The sequence below is a fragment of the Pseudomonas poae genome (assembly GCF_001439785.1).
In the GTDB taxonomy this organism is placed as follows: Bacteria; Pseudomonadota; Gammaproteobacteria; order Pseudomonadales; family Pseudomonadaceae; genus Aquipseudomonas; species Aquipseudomonas poae.
In genome coordinates this window covers 24,448-41,855 of the sequence record NZ_JYLI01000012.1, presented here as the reverse complement: position 1 = coordinate 41,855, position 17,408 = coordinate 24,448, and the positions used below count along the sequence as shown (strand labels likewise).

Below are 17,408 nucleotides of genomic sequence, written 5' to 3'. Positions count from 1 at the left end.
TTTCTTCAATGAAGTCCCTAAAAGCAGAAACCCCGGCACTTGGCCGGGGCTTCTTTGCATCTTTACAACCTTACTTCAACTTGGCAATCGCCGCATTGAGCGTATCGCTCGGGCGCATGGCCTTGCTGGTCAGCTCGGGGTTCGGCGCGTAGTAGCCACCGATGTTCACGGGCTTGCCCTGTACGGCGTTGAGCTCGGCAACGATGGTTGCTTCGTTCGCGGCCAGGGTTTTGGCCAGTTCGCCGAACTGCGCTTGCAGCGCGGTATCTTCGGTCTGGGCGGCCAGGGCCTGAGCCCAGTACAGCGCCAGGTAGAAGTGGCTGCCGCGGTTGTCGATGTTGCCGACTTTGCGCGAAGGCGATTTGTTGTTGTCCAGGAACTGGCCGGTGGCCTGGTCCAGGGTCTTGGACAGCACCAGAGCTTTAGGGTTGTTGTAGGTCACACCCAAATGCTCAAGGGATGCAGCCAGGGCCAGGAACTCGCCCAGGGAATCCCAGCGCAGGAAGTTTTCTTCCAGCAGTTGCTGCACGTGCTTGGGCGCCGAACCGCCGGCGCCGGTTTCGAACAGGCCGCCGCCGTTCATCAGCGGCACGATCGACAGCATCTTGGCGCTGGTGCCCAGTTCCATGATCGGGAACAGGTCGGTCAGGTAATCACGCAGAACGTTGCCGGTTACCGAGATGGTGTCCAGGCCCTTGCGGGTGCGCTCCAGGGTGAACTTCATCGCGTCGACCGGCGACATGATGCGGATGTCCAGGCCTTCGGTGTTGTGGTCTTTCAGGTAGGCCTGAACTTTCTCGACCACGACGCCATCGTGCGCGCGCTGTGGGTCGAGCCAGAAGATGGCCGGAGTGTCACTGGCGCGGGCACGGTTGACGGCGAGCTTGACCCAGTCCTGGATCGGCGCGTCCTTGGTCTGGCACATGCGGAAGATGTCGCCGGCTTCGACGGTCTGTTCCATCAGCAGGTTGCCCTTGCTGTCGGTGACGCGCACGACGCCGTCAGCCTTGATCTGGAACGTCTTGTCGTGGGAACCGTACTCTTCGGCTTTCTTGGCCATCAGGCCAACGTTCGGCACGCTGCCCATGGTGGTCGGGTCGAAGGCGCCATGAGCCTTGCAGTCTTCGATGACCGCCTGGTAGATGGTCGCGTAGCAGCGGTCCGGGATCACGGCCTTGGTGTCGTGCAACTGGCCGTCGGTGCCCCACATCTTGCCGGAGTCACGGATCATTGCCGGCATCGAGGCGTCGACGATGACGTCGCTCGGCACGTGCAGGTTGGTGATGCCCTTGTCGGAGTTGACCATCGCCAGCGATGGGCGAGCGGCGTAAACCTCCTGGATATCCGCTTCGATCTGCGCTTGCTGCTCGGCCGGCAGGGCCTTGATGCGTGCGTAGAGGTCGCCGATGCCGTTGTTCAGGTTGAAGCCGATCTGCTCGAGCACGGCGGCGTGCTTGGCCAGGGCGTCTTTATAGAACTCGGCAACGATCTGGCCGAACATGATCGGGTCGGAGACCTTCATCATGGTGGCTTTAAGGTGAACCGACAGCAGCACACCCTGTTTCTTGGCGTCTTCGATTTCGGCGGCGATGAAGCTGCGCAACGCTTTCTTGCTCAGCACGGCGGTGTCGATGATTTCGCCGGCCTGTACCGAGGTCTTCTCTTTCAGGACGCTGGCGGTGCCGTCCTGAGCGATCAGCTCGATCTTGACCGCGTCAGCGGCGTCGATCTGGACGGATTTTTCGCTGCCGTAGAAGTCGCCATTGTTCATGTGAGCAATGTGGGACTTGGAGTCAGCTGCCCAGGCGCCCATTTTGTGCGGGTGCTTGCGCGCGTAGTTCTTGACCGACAGTGGTGCGCGGCGGTCGGAGTTGCCTTCGCGCAGTACCGGGTTCACGGCGCTGCCCTTGACCTTGTCGTAACGCGCACGGGTTTCTTTTTCCGCGTCGGTGGTTACGGTTTCCGGGTAGTCCGGCAGGGCGTAGCCCTGGGCCTGCAGTTCCTTGATCGCGGCTTGCAGCTGCGGAGTCGAGGCGCTGATGTTAGGCAGTTTGATGATGTTGGCTTCAGGGGTCACGGCCAGGTCGCCCAATTCGGCGAGGTGGTCCGCTACAGCCTTGGCGCCCAGTTGCTCGGGGAAGCTTGCGAGGATGCGCCCGGCGAGGGAGATATCGCGGGTTTCCACGGCAATATCAGCGGAAGCGGTGAAGGCCTCTACGATAGGCAGCAATGAATAGGTGGCGAGGGCCGGGGCTTCGTCGGTGAAGGTATAGATGATCTTCGAGCGGGTGGGCATATTCGGATTAACTCTCTTCTTTGCTGAAAGCGTGCGCAGAAACTCGAGATGCGCCGGGTTGAGCGCGTTCGTTCAAAGTCATCCATGAGCGAAATGTCGAGGTTTCTTCGCGGTGATGTTGAGTTGCATCAGTCGAGCGTCAAGCGGGTGGACTATTGTAGTAGTCCGGCTCGGCAGCTGAAGGCACCTGTTCCAGAGCGGTCAGCCGTCGTGACTCTTGGGTCAGCGGCAGCATTATACATAGGTCGCTATGCTCACGTAGAGCCTTCACACAAAAGGGGCGTCGTCCATTGGTCTAAAGGTCGCAGGCGGGTGGGGCGCGCTTGAGATTGCTCGATGTGCTCAAGATTGGCGACTTTGCCGTTTTTATATAGCTTGTAGGCGACAAATGACGTTGTTTCGAAGCAAATGGGCAGGGCGCCGGGTGTCAGGTGTCATTTATCTGGAGTAGGCTCGAACGCAGCCAGATGTTCAATCCATAGATGGAGTTCAGCATGGGATACCAGAAAATTCAGGTTCCGGCCGTCGGCGACAAAATCACCGTCAATGCAGACCATTCTCTCAATGTGCCCGACCAACCGATCATCCCCTACATCGAAGGCGACGGTATTGGCGTCGACATCAGCCCGGTGATGATCAAGGTGGTCGATGCAGCGGTTGAAAAGGCCTACGGCGGCAAGCGCAAAATCTCCTGGATGGAGGTGTACGCCGGCGAGAAGGCGACTCAAGTCTACGACCAGGACACCTGGCTGCCCCAGGAAACCCTTGATGCAGTAAAGGATTACGTGGTGTCCATCAAGGGCCCGCTGACCACGCCGGTAGGTGGCGGGATCCGTTCGCTGAACGTGGCCCTGCGTCAGCAACTGGACCTGTACGTGTGCCTGCGCCCGGTGCGCTGGTTCGAAGGCGTACCCAGTCCCGTGAAGAAGCCTGGGGATGTGGACATGACCATCTTTCGCGAAAACTCCGAGGACATTTACGCCGGTATCGAATGGAAGGCCGGCTCGCCGGAAGCGATCAAGGTCATCAAGTTTCTCAAGGAAGAAATGGGCGTCACCAAGATCCGCTTCGATCAGGACTGCGGCATTGGCGTCAAACCCGTGTCAAAGGAGGGCACCGAGCGTCTGGCGCGCAAGGCCCTGCAGTACGTGGTGGACAACGACCGTGATTCGCTGACGATCGTGCATAAAGGCAACATCATGAAGTTTACTGAGGGCGCCTTCAAAGAGTGGGCCTATGGCATCGCCGAGAAGGAGTTTGGTGCGACCCTGCTCGACGGTGGCCCGTGGATGCAGTTCAAGAATCCCAAAACGGGCAGGAATGTAGTGGTCAAGGACGCCATTGCCGACGCCATGCTTCAGCAGATCCTGCTGCGTCCGGCTGAATATGACGTGATCGCCACGCTTAACCTGAATGGTGACTACCTGTCGGATGCGCTGGCGGCGGAAGTGGGCGGTATTGGCATTGCGCCGGGGGCCAACCTGTCCGACACCGTGGCCATGTTCGAGGCTACCCATGGGACAGCGCCCAAGTACGCGGGCAAGGACCAGGTTAACCCGGGCTCGCTGATTCTGTCGGCGGAAATGATGCTGCGCCATATGGGCTGGATCGAGGCGGCAGACCTGATTATAAAAGGCACCAATGGGGCTATTTCGGCCAAGACCGTCACGTATGACTTCGAGCGCCTGATGGATGGGGCGACGCTGGTGTCGTCGTCGGGTTTTGGCGATGCATTGATTTCGCATATGTAAGATGAGGCTGAAAAAAACCGGCCATCCTGATCATGTCAGGGTGGCCGGTTTTGTTTTGCAGGCCGCTCAACCAGGCACCTGGCTAGGCCAGTTCTTTTATTTCCTGCTGAGCAATCTGTGCGTCGTGGGTTTCGTCGTGGGTTTTCCCGGGGGCTTGTGCGCAAACAGCACAAATAGCGACGGCATGCAGCCCCTTGGGTCCTTGAACGATCTCAAAGGACACGGGTTGTCCCGCTTTCAGCGTTTTGTATCCCTCCATGCTAATTGCCGAGTAATGAGCAAAAAGGTCCTCGGACTTGCCATCCTCAATAATGAATCCATACCCTTTGGCATTGTTAAACCATTTGACCTTGCCATTGATCTTGACGCCATACATACCATATCCCTCTGCACCAGACTCCATCACTGGAGTATCATCCAGTTTATCCGTCCTAACCCGAATAAATAAGGTTGACTGCGCGGACCTTTTTTACCCACTGTGGGTTCTATTGGTTGTAACACCGATTTGCCGATAGTCAAGGCGACTCGCTGTCAGGAGTTGAAATTCTGACAGCCCGCCCCCACCACTGTTACTGAACCACTGACGAACCTTTCTTTCCATGCATGCAATCAGCCAGATTCGACTAACCTTCAATCAGGATCGCCCGGATCACCAACACGAGGACGACGGTTCTGCAGGCATTGCTGTTCAGGAGGCCAAGCCTGCTCTACAGGCGCCGCCGATGTACAAGGTGGTTTTGTTCAATGATGACTACACACCGATGGATTTCGTGGTCGAAGTGCTCGAGGTGTTTTTTAACCTGAACCGCGAGTTGGCGACCAAGGTAATGCTGGCCGTTCACACAGAAGGACGGGCAGTATGTGGAGTGTTTACCCGCGACATAGCCGAGACAAAGGCCATGCAGGTCAACCAGTACGCCAGGGAAAGCCAGCATCCGCTACTCTGTGAAATCGAGAAGGACGGTTAACGCCGACCACTTGGGTATGAGGTGAAGCTATGTTAAACCGCGAGCTCGAAGTCACCCTCAATCTTGCCTTCAAGGAGGCTCGCTCGAAGCGTCATGAATTCATGACCGTCGAGCACCTGCTGCTGGCACTTTTGGATAACGAAGCTGCCGCTACCGTTTTACGTGCGTGCGGCGCCAACCTCGACAAACTCAAGCATGACCTGCAGGAGTTTATCGACTCCACCACGCCGCTGATCCCCGTGCATGACGAGGATCGCGAAACCCAGCCAACCCTGGGCTTCCAGCGGGTACTGCAGCGTGCTGTGTTCCACGTACAGAGCTCCGGCAAGCGTGAAGTAACAGGCGCCAACGTGCTTGTTGCCATTTTCAGCGAACAGGAAAGCCAGGCCGTGTTCCTGCTCAAGCAGCAGAGCGTGGCCCGTATCGACGTGGTCAATTACATCGCCCACGGTATCTCCAAGGTGCCCGGGCACGGCGAGCATTCCGAGGGTGAGCAGGATATGCAGGACGACGAGGGCGGTGAGTCTTCTTCTTCAAGCAACCCGCTGGATGCCTATGCCAGCAACCTCAACGAGCTGGCGCGCCAGGGGCGGATCGATCCGCTGGTAGGTCGTGAGCTTGAGGTCGAGCGTGTGGCGCAGATCCTCGCGCGCCGGCGCAAGAACAACCCGTTGCTGGTGGGTGAGGCCGGTGTGGGTAAAACCGCGATCGCCGAAGGCCTGGCCAAGCGCATCGTCGACAATCAAGTGCCGGATCTGCTGGCCAATAGCGTCGTCTACTCCCTTGATCTCGGCGCGTTGCTCGCTGGCACCAAGTACCGTGGCGACTTCGAAAAGCGCTTCAAGGCGCTGCTCGGCGAGCTGAAAAAACGCCCGCAAGCCATTCTGTTCATCGACGAAATCCACACTATCATCGGTGCCGGTGCGGCGTCTGGCGGGGTGATGGATGCGTCCAACCTGCTCAAGCCGTTGCTGTCGTCGGGTGATATTCGTTGCATTGGTTCGACGACGTTCCAGGAATTTCGCGGCATCTTCGAAAAAGACCGTGCCTTGGCGCGACGCTTCCAGAAGGTCGACGTGTCCGAACCTTCGGTTGAAGACACCATCGGCATTCTGCGCGGGCTCAAGGGGCGTTTCGAGGCGCACCATGGCATCGAGTACACCGATGAGGCGCTGCGGGCTGCGGCGGAGCTTGCATCGCGCTACATCAATGACCGGCATATGCCGGACAAGGCCATCGACGTAATCGACGAGGCAGGCGCTTATCAACGCCTGCAGCCGGTCGAAAAACGTGTGAAGCGCATCGACGTGCCTCAGGTCGAGGACATCGTGGCGAAGATTGCGCGGATTCCGCCAAAACACGTCACCAGTTCCGACAAGGAGCTGCTGCGTAACCTGGAGCGCGACCTCAAGCTCACGGTGTTTGGCCAGGATGCTGCGATCGATTCGTTGTCCACGGCCATCAAGCTGTCGCGTGCGGGTCTCAAGTCGCCGGACAAACCGGTGGGTTCGTTCCTGTTCGCAGGCCCTACCGGCGTCGGCAAGACCGAGGCGGCGCGACAACTGGCCAAGGCCATGGGGATCGAGCTGGTGCGCTTCGACATGTCCGAATATATGGAGCGCCACACCGTGTCGCGCCTGATCGGTGCGCCTCCGGGCTACGTCGGCTTCGATCAGGGCGGTCTGTTGACCGAGGCGATCACCAAGCAACCGCATTGCGTATTGCTGCTCGATGAAATCGAGAAGGCGCACCCGGAAGTCTTCAACCTGCTGCTGCAGGTGATGGACCACGGTACCCTGACCGACAACAACGGGCGCAAGGCGGACTTCCGCAACGTGATCGTGATCATGACCACCAACGCCGGTGCCGAAACTGCCGCGCGGGCCTCGATCGGCTTCAGTCATCAGGATCATTCTTCCGATGCGATGGAAGTGATCAAGAAGAGCTTTACGCCGGAGTTCCGCAACCGTCTGGACACCATCATCCAGTTTGGTCGCCTCAGCCATGAGGTTATCAAGAGCGTGGTGGACAAGTTCCTTACCGAGCTGCAGGCGCAGTTGGAAGACAAGCGCGTGCAACTGGACGTAACGGAAGCGGCGCGCAGCTGGATCGCCGAGGGTGGCTATGATGCGGCAATGGGCGCTCGCCCGATGGCGCGTCTGATCCAGGACAAGATCAAGCGGCCATTGGCTGAAGAGATCCTGTTCGGCGAACTTGCCGACCATGGCGGCGTGGTGCATATCGATTTGAAGGATGGCGAGCTGACCTTCGAGTTCGAGACCACCGCAGAAATGGCCTGATCGCTCCACAGCAATACCAAAGGCGCCGAAAGGCGCCTTTTTGCTGTCTGGGTCGGTCGGTTGATCACTGAAGATCAACTGTGGGAGCTGGCTTGCCTGCGATCGTGGTCTGTCAGCCACTACCTGCTTAGCTGATCCAATGCTATCGCAGGCAAGCCAGCTCCCACAGGGTCAAGTAGTGACTGTTAAATCATGTGCACACAAAAACGCCCGGCATAACCGGGCGTTTTGTATTGACTTGCTTAGCGAGCGCGGTAAGTGATGCGCCCTTTGCTCAAGTCATAGGGCGTCAGCTCGACGCGCACTTTGTCACCGGTAAGAATACGGATGTAGTTCTTGCGCATCTTGCCGGAGATATGCGCGGTTACGACGTGCCCATTTTCCAACTCCACACGAAACATGGTGTTGGGCAGGGTGTCGACGACAGTGCCTTCCATTTCGAAGCTGTCTTCTTTCGACATGCAGTAAAGCCCTCGGTATCCAGTGAATGGCCCGGTGCAACTGCGCCAGGCAAAAGCGGCGTGCATTGTGCCCGAAAAAGGGTGTTCAAGCCAAGGGGTTCTAGTTAAGCGTGACCCATCTTTGATTAATCAGCAGCTCAATGGGCCGATATTGGGTCTTGTAGTTCATCTTTTGGCAGTTTTTGATCCAGTAACCGAGGTACACCGCTTCCAGTTCCTGGCGCAGCGTCTCGCTGATCTGCCACAGGATTGCAAAGCGTCCGAGGCTGCGGCGCTCTTCCCTGGGCTCGTAGAAGGTATAAACCGCCGACAGGCCATTGGGCAGCAAGTCGGTGACGGCGACGGCCACCAGACGACCCTCCAGGCGAAACTCGTAAAAACGCGAGAAGGGCAGGTCACGCACCAGAAAAGTGGAAAACTGGTCGCGGCTGGGCGGGAACATATCGCCGTCGGCATGCCGCTGTTCGATATAGCGCTGATAAAGGTCGAAGTATTCCTCGGTGAACCTGGGCAGGGCAGGCGTCACCGTCAGGTCGGCGTTGCGCTTGAGGATGCGCTTCTGGTTGCGGTCGGGCACAAACTGCGTCACCGGGATGCGCGCCGGGACGCAGGCATTGCAGTGCTGGCAGTGCGGTCGATACAGGTGATCGCCGCTGCGCCGAAACCCCATTTCCGAGAGGTCGGCGTACACATGCACGTCCATGGGCTGGCTGGGGTCGAGGAACAGCGTGGTGGCCTGCTCGTCGGGCAGATAGCTGCAGGAGTGGGCTTGAGTGGCATAAAACTTCAAGCGCGCCAGCTCGGTCATGATCAACCCTCGGGATAAGCTTTGAAATAAGTGTAAGCCAGGTGCGCGGATGTCGCCTAGGAAACCCACGGGCCTGCAGTGGGCTGATCCAGATGTTTGTGCAGGAAGTCAGCGAACTCACTGCGTGGGATGGCGCGCGCGCCGAGGCTGTGCAGGTGATCGTTGGGCATCTGGCAGTCGATCAGCACGAACCCCCAGGCCTGCAATTGCCGGGTGAGGGTGGCGAAGCCGAATTTCGAGGCATTGTCGGCGCGACTGAACATGGATTCGCCAAAGAATAGCTGGCCCATCGCCAGGCCATACAGCCCGCCCACCAGTTCGCCGTCGTCCCATACCTCCACCGAATGCGCGTAACCGCGCTGGTGCAGCGCCAGATACGCGTTCTGAATGCCTTCGGTAATCCAGGTGCCATCGGCGTAGCTGCGCGGCGCGGCGCAGGCCTGGATGACCGCAGCGAAGTCCTGATCGAAAGTGACCCTGTAGCGTTGCTGGCGCAGCAACTTGCCCAGGCTGCGTGATACATGCAGTTCGTCGGGGAATATCACCGTGCGCGGGTCCGGCGACCACCAGAGAATCGGCTGGCCCTCGGAGAACCAGGGGAAACAGCCGTGACGGTAGGCCTGGATCAGCCGTTCGGCCGACAGGTCGCCACCGGCGGCCAGCAAGCCATTGGGTTCACGCATGGCCTTGGCCAGCGGCGGAAAAGTCAGGGTGTCGCGTTGTAACCAGGTCAGCATGGCATCCAGGCTTTGCGGAAGGGGAGGGGAGTGGCAGAAATGACGTCTGCCGCTTGAGCGGTGATTATTGTCGACGTGGCAGCGCACGGCCAGTCCGAAGGGCACATTGTCGGGTATTAGCGTAAACGGGTGTTTCTGCAACTCTGTGCAAGGGGTGCGGTCGTAATCGGGTCGCGCGGATGCAGGCCCTTTGCCAAGCTTGCCTTGCCTGATAAAAACCGCGCATAAGCCTTTGTCAGCTAAGGCAATGCATGCTCAAATTGAACAGGCCATGACACGCCAATTGTTCAGGCTGGCGCGCAAGGTGCAAGTGTATGGCATCACGCACGCAAATCCGTACAATGCGGCCATTGTGTGGCGTTATCGCCATTTCGCCTGTCCCACGCCCTGTGTTAACAGTAGATTCACCCATATTCGTTTATTTTTCAGCTGCTCGGATTGGGCAGCGTGTGCAGTCATTCAACAGATGGACGCGCCCAAGGCGCAGGAAAAGACCCGTTTTGAAGAAATCCGCCGCAACACCCAAAGCAGCAGTCGTGCCGGCCTGGCGCCAGCACCTGCACTACCGACTCAAGGAAGGCGCGCTGATTGCCATCGGTGCGCTGTGCCTGTTCCTGATGATGGCCTTGCTCACCTACGGCAAGGACGATCCCGGCTGGAGTCACAACAGCAAGATCGAAGACGTGCAGAACTTCGGCGGCCCTGCCGGTTCCTACAGCGCCGATATCCTGTTCATGGTGCTGGGTTATTTCGCCTATATCTTCCCGTTGCTGCTGGCGATCAAGACCTGGCAGATCTTCCGCCAGCGTCACGAGCCGTGGCAGTGGAGCGGCTGGCTGTTCTCCTGGCGCCTGATCGGCCTGGTGTTTTTGGTGCTGTCCGGTGCGGCGCTGGCGCATATTCACTTCCATGCACCCACCGGCCTGCCGGCGGGTGCGGGCGGGGCGCTGGGTGAAAGCCTCGGCGACCTGGCACGCAAGAGCCTGAATATCCAGGGCAGCACGTTGATGTTCATCGCGCTGTTCCTGTTCGGCCTCACGGTGTTCACCGACCTTTCGTGGTTCAAGGTGATGGACGTGACCGGCAAGATTACCCTCGACCTGCTGGAGCTGTTCCAGAGCGCCGCCAACCGCTGGTGGTCGGCCCGTGTCGAGCGCAAACGCATGGTGGCGCAGTTGCGCGAGGTGGATACCCGCGTCAACGAGGTGGTCGCGCCGAGCACGCCGGACCGCCGCGAGCAGGCCAAGGTCAAGGAGCGCCTGATCGAGCGCGAGCAGGCCCTGAGCAAACACATGTCGGACCGCGAGAAGCAGGTGCCGCCGGTGATCGCCCCGGCACCGGCAAAGGCGCCCGAGCCGAGCAATCGCGTGCAGAAAGAAAAACAGGCGCCGTTGTTCATCGACAGCGCCGTGGAAGGCACCTTGCCGCCGATCTCGATTCTCGATCCGGCCGAAAAGAAACAACTCAACTATTCCCCCGAATCCCTGGCGGCGGTCGGCCACCTGCTGGAAATCAAACTCAAGGAATTCGGCGTTGAAGTCTCGGTGGACTCGATCCACCCGGGCCCGGTGATTACCCGTTACGAAATTCAGCCGGCTGCCGGTGTAAAGGTCAGCCGTATTTCCAACCTTGCCAAAGACCTGGCCCGCTCCCTGGCCGTAACCAGCGTGCGCGTGGTGGAAGTGATCCCCGGCAAGACCACCGTGGGTATCGAGATTCCCAACGAAGACCGCCAGATCGTGCGCTTCTCCGAAGTGCTGTCGACCCCGGAATACGACAACTTCAAGTCCCCCGTCACCCTGGCCCTGGGTCATGACATCGGCGGCAAGCCGGTGATCACCGACCTGGCGAAAATGCCCCACCTGCTGGTAGCCGGTACCACCGGTTCCGGTAAGTCGGTGGGTGTGAACGCGATGATCCTGTCGATCCTGTTCAAGTCCGGCCCGGACGACGCCAAGCTGATCATGATCGACCCTAAGATGCTCGAACTGTCGATTTATGAAGGCATTCCGCACCTGCTGTGCCCGGTGGTCACCGACATGAAGGACGCCGCCAACGCCCTGCGCTGGAGCGTGGCCGAGATGGAACGGCGTTACAAGCTGATGGCCAAGATGGGCGTGCGTAACCTGTCGGGCTTCAATGCCAAGGTCAAGGAAGCCCAGGACGCCGGCACGCCGCTGACCGACCCGCTGTACAAGCGCGAAAGCATTCACGACGAGGCACCGCTTTTGACCAAGTTGCCGACCATCGTGGTGGTGGTCGACGAATTTGCCGACATGATGATGATCGTCGGCAAGAAGGTCGAAGAACTGATCGCGCGGATCGCCCAGAAGGCGCGTGCCGCCGGTATCCACTTGATCCTCGCCACCCAGCGCCCGTCGGTGGACGTGATCACCGGCCTGATCAAGGCCAACATCCCGACGCGCATGGCGTTCCAGGTGTCGAGCAAGATCGACTCACGCACCATCATCGACCAGGGCGGTGCCGAGCAGCTGCTGGGCCACGGCGACATGCTCTACATGCCGCCCGGCACCAGCCTGCCGATTCGCGTGCATGGCGCCTTCGTGTCCGATGACGAAGTGCACCGCGTGGTGGAAGCGTGGAAACTGCGCGGTGCGCCGGAATACAACGACGACATCCTCGCCGGGGTGGAAGAGGCCGGCAGCGGCTTCGACGGCGGCAGCGGCGGTGGCGACGATGATGCCGAAACCGATGCGCTCTATGACGAAGCCGTGGCCTTCGTGCTGGAAAGCCGTCGCGCCTCGATCTCCGCCGTGCAGCGCAAGCTGAAGATCGGCTACAACCGCGCCGCGCGCATGATCGAATCGATGGAAAACGCCGGCGTCGTCACTGCAATGAACACCAACGGCTCGCGCGAAGTGATTGCCCCCGGGCAGGCGCGCGACTGACTCCCGCGCCGCGTGGCAGCACGCGGCGCGCCCTGATTACTCAATGAGGACTCCCATGCGCCTTATCCGCATGCTGTTGTTGCCGGCCCTGGCCCTGACCGCTGTTTCGGCGCAAGCCGACCCGGCCTCCGTCGCCAGCCTGAAAAACCTGCTGGACAAATCCCAGACTCTGACCGCGCGCTTTTCCCAACTGACCCTGGACGCCGGCGGCACCCGCCTGCAGGAAACCGCCGGTGAGATGGCCGTGCAGCGCCCTGGCCTGTTCTACTGGCACACCGAAGGCAAGTCCGAGCAGACCATCGTCTCCGACGGCCAGAAGGTTACGCTGTGGGACCCGGATCTGGAGCAGGCAACCATCAAGAAGCTCGATCCGCGCCTGAATCAAACCCCGGCGCTGCTGTTGTCCGGTGATGTGTCGAAAATCAACGACAGTTTCGATATCACTTCCAAACAGACCAGCAACGTGATCGAGTTCACCCTCAAGCCCAAATCCAGGGACACGCTGTTTGACAGCCTGCAACTGTCGTTCGGCAATGGGGTGATCAACAACATGCGCCTGATCGACAGCGTCGGCCAGCGCACCGATATCCTCTTCACCGGGGTCAAGGCCAATACACCGGTGCCCGCATCCAGGTTCAAGTTCGACATCCCCAAGGGTGCCGATGTGATCCAGGAATAAACTGCCCAGAGGTTACAAACGCTGCCCATGGACCTGTTTCGAAGTGACCCGATTGCCCAGCCCCTGGCCGCGCGCCTGCGCTCGACCAACCTGGATGAGTATGTCGGTCAGGAACACCTGCTCGCGCGCGGCAAGCCCCTGCGCGAAGCCCTGGAGCAGGGTGCGCTGCACTCGATGATCTTCTGGGGCCCGCCCGGCGTGGGCAAGACCACCCTGGCGCGGCTGCTGGCCAAAGTTTCGGATGCACACTTTGAAACGGTCTCGGCGGTGCTCGCCGGGGTCAAGGAAATCCGCCAGGCGGTGGAAGTCGCCAAGCAGCAGGCGGGTCAGTACGGCAAGCGCACCATCCTGTTTGTCGACGAAGTGCATCGCTTCAACAAGTCGCAGCAGGATGCGTTTCTGCCCTACGTCGAGGATGGCACGCTGATCTTTATCGGTGCCACCACCGAAAACCCTTCCTTTGAACTCAACAACGCCTTGCTCTCGCGAGCGCGGGTCTATGTGCTCAAGAGCCTGGACGCCGCCGCCATGCAGAAGCTGTTGCAGCGCGCTTTGGGCGAAGAGAAGGGCCTGGGCAAGCGCCAGTTGAGCGTCAGCGACGAAGGCTTTCAGATTCTGCTCACCGCCGCCGATGGCGATGGCCGGCGCTTTCTCAACCTGCTGGAAAACGCCTCGGACCTGGCCGAAGACGGCAGCGAGATTGGCGTCGACCTCCTGCAAAGCCTGCTGGGTGACACGCGCCGGCGCTTCGACAAGGGCGGCGAAGCTTTCTACGACCAGATTTCGGCGTTGCATAAATCGGTACGCGGCTCCAACCCGGACGGCGCGTTGTACTGGTTTGCACGGATGATCGATGGCGGTTGCGACCCGTTGTATCTGGCGCGCCGCGTGGTGCGCATGGCCAGCGAGGACATTGGCAACGCCGACCCGCGGGCGCTGAGCCTGTGCCTCGCCGCCTGGGATGTGCAAGAGCGCCTCGGCAGCCCGGAGGGTGAGCTGGCGGTGGCCCAGGCCATCACTTATCTTGCCTGCGCGCCAAAAAGCAATGCGGTGTACATGGGCTTCAAGTCGGCGCTGCGCGCGGCGGCCGAACACGGCTCTCTCGAAGTGCCGATGCACTTGCGCAATGCGCCGACCAAGCTGATGAAGCAACTGGGCTACGGCGATGAATACCGCTACGCCCACGATGAGCCGGACGCCTATGCTGCCGGCGAAGATTACTTCCCCGATGAGCTTGAGCCGTTGCCCCTCTACCAGCCGGTGCCCCGTGGCCTGGAGCTGAAGATCGGCGAGAAGCTCAATCACCTCGCTCAACTCGACCGTCTCAGCCCCAGGCAGCGGAGAAAGTAGTGCTCAAGACAATTCTTGCCGTGTCCGCTGCCGGCATCGCTGGTACATTATTGCGTTTCGCCACCGGTACGTGGGTGAGCGCCAACTGGCCGAAGCATTTTTACGCGGCAACCCTGGCGGTCAACCTGGTGGGCTGCCTGATTATCGGGTTGCTGTACGGCTGGTTCCTGTTGCGCCCGGAAGTGCCGATTGAGATTCGCGCCGGCTTGATTGTCGGCTTTGTAGGCGGTCTGACGACCTTTTCATCCTTTTCACTGGACACGCTGCGCCTGCTGGAAAGCGGCCAGGCGCTGGTTGCCTTCGGGTACCTGGGCATCAGCGTGTTCGGCGGGCTGCTCGCCACCTGGGCCGGCCTGTCCTTGACCAAACTTTGATAAACGAGAGACCGACATGCTCGATTCCAAACTGTTACGTAGCAACCTTCAGGACGTAGCGGACCGCCTTGCATCCCGTGGCTTTGCCTTGGATGTTGCGCGCATCGAAGCGCTGGAAGAACAGCGCAAGACCGTCCAGACCCGCACCGAAGCACTGCAGGCTGAACGTAATGCGCGCTCCAAATCCATCGGCCAGGCCAAGCAGCGTGGCGAAGACATCGCGCCGTTGATGGCGGACGTCGAGCGCATGGGCAGCGAGCTGTCCGAGGGCAAGGTCGAGCTGGACAGGATCCAGTCCGAGCTGGATTCGATCCTGTTGGGCATCCCCAATATCCCTCACGAGTCGGTGCCGATTGGCGCCGACGAAGACGGCAACCTCGAAGTGCGTCGCTGGGGCACGCCCAAAGCGTTTGATTTCGAGATCAAGGACCACGTGGCCCTGGGCGAGCTGAGCGGCGGCCTGGATTTCGAAACCGCTGCCAAAATGTCCGGCGCGCGCTTTGCCTTGCTGCGCGGCCCGATTGCGCGCATGCATCGTGCCCTGGCGCAGTTCATGATCAACCTGCACACCGCCGAGCACGGTTACGAGGAGGCCTACACGCCTTACCTGGTACAGGCGCCGGCGCTGATGGGCACCAGCCAGTTGCCCAAGTTCGAAGAAGATCTGTTCAAGATCAGCCGCGACGGCGAAGCCGACCTGTACCTGATCCCGACCGCCGAAGTGTCGCTGACCAACATCGTCGCCGGCGAGATCCTCGACGCCAAACAGCTGCCGCTCAAGTTCGTTGCCCACAGCCCGTGTTTCCGCAGCGAAGCCGGCGCCTCGGGTCGTGATACCCGCGGCATGATCCGTCAGCACCAGTTCGACAAGGTCGAAATGGTGCAGGTGGTCGAACCCTCCAAGTCGATGGAAGCGCTCGAAGGCCTGACCGCCAACGCCGAACGCGTGCTGCAACTGCTTGAGCTGCCCTACCGCGTATTGGCGCTGTGCACCGGCGACATGGGCTTCAGCGCCGTGAAGACTTACGATCTGGAAGTGTGGGTGCCGAGCCAGGACAAATACCGCGAGATTTCGTCGTGCTCCAATTGCGGCGATTTCCAGGCGCGACGCATGCAGGCGCGTTTCCGCAACCCGGAAACCGGCAAACCGGAGCTGGTGCACACCCTTAACGGGTCGGGCCTGGCCGTTGGCCGTACCCTGGTGGCCGTGTTGGAAAACTACCAGCAGGCCGATGGTTCGATCCGCGTGCCGGAGGTGCTCAAGCCTTACATGGCTGGCGTCGAGGTCATCGGTTAAATGGAATTTCTGCCGCTGTTTCATAACCTGCGCGGCAGTCGTGTACTGGTCGTCGGCGGTGGGGAAATTGCCTTGCGCAAATCCCGGCTGCTGGCCGAGGCCGGTGCGTTGCTGCAGGTGGTTGCTCCCCAGGTCGAAGGCCAGTTGCATGAACTGGTGCTGGGCAGTGGCGGGGAGGTCGTGCTGCGCGGCTATCAGGAAGCCGACCTCGACGGTTGCGTGCTGGTGATCGCGGCCACCGACGACGAGCCGTTGAACGCGCAGGTATCCAGTGATGCCAAGCGTCGTTGCGTGCCGGTCAATGTGGTGGATGCGCCGGCCTTGTGCAGCGTGATTTTCCCGGCGATTGTCGACCGCTCGCCGCTGGTGATCGCCGTGTCCAGCGGCGGCGATGCGCCGGTGTTGGCGCGGCTGATTCGCGCCAAGCTGGAAACCTGGATTCCGTCGACTTACGGTCAACTGGCCGGCCTGGCGGCACGCTTTCGCGCTCAGGTCAAAGGCTTGTACCCGGATGTGCAGCAACGCCGCGCGTTCTGGGAAGAGGTGTTTCAAGGCCCGATTGCCGACCGTCAGTTGGCCGGGCAGGGCGCTGAAGCCGAGCGCCTGTTGATCGAAAAGGTTAATGGTGCGCCGCCCTATGCGCCGGGCGAGGTATATCTGGTAGGCGCCGGCCCTGGCGACCCGGACCTGCTGACCTTCCGCGCCCTGCGCCTGATGCAGCAGGCCGACGTGGTGCTGTACGACCGCCTGGTGGCTCCGGCGATTCTGGATCTGTGTCGCCGCGATGCCGAGCGGGTGTACGTCGGCAAGCGTCGCGCTGAACACGCGGTGCCACAGGAGCAGATCAACCAGCAATTGGTCAGCCTGGCCAAGCAGGGCAAGCGCGTGCTGCGCCTCAAGGGTGGCGATCCATTCATCTTTGGACGTGGCGGGGAAGAAATCGAAGAGCTGGCCGCTCACGGCATCCCGTTCCAGGTGGTGCCGGGGATCACCGCGGCCAGCGGTTGCGCGGCTTATGCCGGGATTCCGCTGACCCATCGCGACTATGCGCAATCGGTGCGTTTCATCACCGGGCATTTGAAGAACGGCACCTCGGACCTGCCCTGGCGTGATCTGGTAGGCCCGTCGCAGACCCTGGTGTTTTACATGGGGTTGATCGGTTTGCCGATCATCTGCGAGCAGTTGATCCAGCATGGCCGCGCGCCGGACACCCCTGCGGCGTTGATCCAGCAAGGTACCACCGCCAACCAGCGCGTCTTCACCGGCACCCTGGCCGACCTGCCGCGCATGGTGGCGGAGCATGAAGTGCATGCGCCGACACTGGTGATCGTGGGTGAGGTGGTGGTGTTGCGTGAAAAACTCAAATGGTTCGAAGGCGCCCAGGCCCAGGTCTGACATCGCCTCCTTATGGCAAACCCCATTTTTTGGGCAAACCCGCCTATTGTGGCGAGCGGGCTTATTGTGGCGAGCGGGCTTGC

General features: G+C 60.4%; 14 protein-coding genes. 9 read left to right on the top strand and 5 right to left on the bottom strand.

The annotated features are described in order from the left end of the window. Nucleotides 1-70: 70 nt before the first annotated feature. Nucleotides 71-2,296, bottom strand: a complete 2,226-nt coding sequence (locus tag TU75_RS15555) for an NADP-dependent isocitrate dehydrogenase (RefSeq protein ID WP_060549440.1) — start codon at nucleotides 2,294-2,296, stop codon at nucleotides 71-73. Nucleotides 2,297-2,790: 494 nt separating this feature from the next. Between TU75_RS15555 and icd the strand changes: the two genes are divergently transcribed. Then, the gene (gene icd / locus TU75_RS15550; RefSeq protein WP_060549500.1) at nucleotides 2,791-4,047 is read left to right on the top strand and encodes an NADP-dependent isocitrate dehydrogenase; all 1,257 of its coding nucleotides are present in this window, start codon (nucleotides 2,791-2,793) and stop codon (nucleotides 4,045-4,047) included. Between the two features lie 82 nt (nucleotides 4,048-4,129). On the opposite strand, the gene cspD is transcribed toward icd, so the two are convergent. Continuing rightward, nucleotides 4,130-4,423 carry a cold shock domain-containing protein CspD gene (gene cspD / locus TU75_RS15545; RefSeq protein WP_060549439.1) on the bottom strand — a complete coding sequence of 98 codons (294 nt, stop codon included), beginning with the start codon at nucleotides 4,421-4,423 and terminating at the stop codon, nucleotides 4,130-4,132. Nucleotides 4,424-4,646: 223 nt separating this feature from the next. Between cspD and clpS the strand changes: the two genes are divergently transcribed. Together clpS and clpA are read left to right on the top strand one after the other, a co-directional pair. After that, the gene (gene clpS, locus TU75_RS15540; RefSeq protein WP_003232108.1) at nucleotides 4,647-5,015 is read left to right on the top strand and encodes an ATP-dependent Clp protease adapter ClpS; all 369 of its coding nucleotides are present in this window, start codon (nucleotides 4,647-4,649) and stop codon (nucleotides 5,013-5,015) included. A gap of 29 nt (nucleotides 5,016-5,044) precedes the next feature. Then, the gene (clpA, locus tag TU75_RS15535) at nucleotides 5,045-7,315 is read left to right on the top strand and encodes an ATP-dependent Clp protease ATP-binding subunit ClpA (RefSeq protein ID WP_003232110.1); all 2,271 of its coding nucleotides are present in this window, start codon (nucleotides 5,045-5,047) and stop codon (nucleotides 7,313-7,315) included. Between the two features lie 242 nt (nucleotides 7,316-7,557). Here clpA and infA read toward each other — a convergent pair whose 3' ends face one another. The 3 genes from infA to aat all read right to left on the bottom strand — a co-directional run bounded on the left by infA (nucleotide 7,558) and on the right by aat (nucleotide 9,321). Continuing rightward, complete coding sequence (gene infA, locus TU75_RS15530; RefSeq protein ID WP_002553999.1) at nucleotides 7,558-7,776, bottom strand: translation initiation factor IF-1; 219 nt, start codon at nucleotides 7,774-7,776, stop codon at nucleotides 7,558-7,560. Between the two features lie 100 nt (nucleotides 7,777-7,876). Next, nucleotides 7,877-8,584 (bottom strand): arginyltransferase, encoded by a 708-nt coding sequence (locus tag TU75_RS15525; protein WP_003232112.1) that lies wholly within the window; start codon nucleotides 8,582-8,584, stop codon nucleotides 7,877-7,879. Between the two features lie 56 nt (nucleotides 8,585-8,640). Continuing rightward, complete coding sequence (gene aat / locus TU75_RS15520) at nucleotides 8,641-9,321, bottom strand: leucyl/phenylalanyl-tRNA--protein transferase (RefSeq protein WP_003232114.1); 681 nt, start codon at nucleotides 9,319-9,321, stop codon at nucleotides 8,641-8,643. A gap of 500 nt (nucleotides 9,322-9,821) precedes the next feature. Between aat and TU75_RS15515 the strand changes: the two genes are divergently transcribed. From TU75_RS15515 to cysG, 6 genes are read left to right on the top strand one after another with little or no spacing between them, the layout of a single operon-like run. Beyond that, on the top strand, nucleotides 9,822-12,230 hold the full coding sequence (locus tag TU75_RS15515) for a DNA translocase FtsK (protein ID WP_015372403.1): 2,409 nt from the start codon (nucleotides 9,822-9,824) through the stop codon (nucleotides 12,228-12,230). A 55-nt stretch (nucleotides 12,231-12,285) separates the two neighbouring features. After that, nucleotides 12,286-12,909 (top strand): outer membrane lipoprotein periplasmic chaperone LolA, encoded by a 624-nt coding sequence (gene lolA / locus TU75_RS15510; RefSeq protein ID WP_060549438.1) that lies wholly within the window; start codon nucleotides 12,286-12,288, stop codon nucleotides 12,907-12,909. 27 nt (nucleotides 12,910-12,936) lie between these two features. Beyond that, on the top strand, nucleotides 12,937-14,259 hold the full coding sequence (locus TU75_RS15505) for a replication-associated recombination protein A (protein WP_003232120.1): 1,323 nt from the start codon (nucleotides 12,937-12,939) through the stop codon (nucleotides 14,257-14,259). Beyond that, entirely contained in the window at nucleotides 14,259-14,633 is a 375-nt protein-coding gene (gene crcB / locus TU75_RS15500; RefSeq protein ID WP_003232122.1) for a fluoride efflux transporter CrcB, read from the top strand. The genes TU75_RS15505 and crcB overlap by 1 nt, the downstream gene beginning before the upstream one ends. Before the next feature lie 16 nt (nucleotides 14,634-14,649). Then, nucleotides 14,650-15,930 (top strand): serine--tRNA ligase, encoded by a 1,281-nt coding sequence (gene serS / locus TU75_RS15495; RefSeq protein ID WP_003232123.1) that lies wholly within the window; start codon nucleotides 14,650-14,652, stop codon nucleotides 15,928-15,930. Further along, on the top strand, nucleotides 15,931-17,325 hold the full coding sequence (cysG, locus tag TU75_RS15490; protein ID WP_003232124.1) for a siroheme synthase CysG: 1,395 nt from the start codon (nucleotides 15,931-15,933) through the stop codon (nucleotides 17,323-17,325). Nucleotides 17,326-17,408 lie beyond the last annotated feature (83 nt).